Origin of the sequence: Rhizobium ecuadorense (assembly GCF_001187535.1) — a bacterium.
Classification (GTDB): Bacteria; Pseudomonadota; Alphaproteobacteria; order Rhizobiales; family Rhizobiaceae; genus Rhizobium; species Rhizobium ecuadorense.
This window is the reverse complement of the sequence record NZ_LFIO01001117.1, coordinates 1-219: the sequence shown is the minus strand read 5'-3', so window position 1 is coordinate 219 and position 219 is coordinate 1. Positions and strand designations below refer to the sequence as shown.

The window sequence follows — 219 nt, the reverse complement described above, 5'->3', positions numbered from 1 at the left end:
GCCGAGCGTCGGCGGGATTGCCGAGTAGGCGCCCATCGACATCATGCTCATGCCCTTGACCTTCACCCAATAGGACGGAAGCCAGGACTGGAGACCCCAGAACACGATGTTCGTGAAGAAGTAGCAGAGGGCGATCTTCCAGGTCAGCGAGTTCTTGAGCAGAGCCGTGATCCGGGCTTTTTCCGACTTTTCTGCCTTCGGCCCGACGGATATCGAAGC

1 pseudogene is annotated in these 219 nt (G+C 58.4%); it reads right to left on the bottom strand.

Features of this window, described 5'->3' with window-relative positions:
- A pseudogene (locus tag AF337_RS24235) lies at positions 1 to 219 on the bottom strand (MFS transporter); the annotation flags it as partial.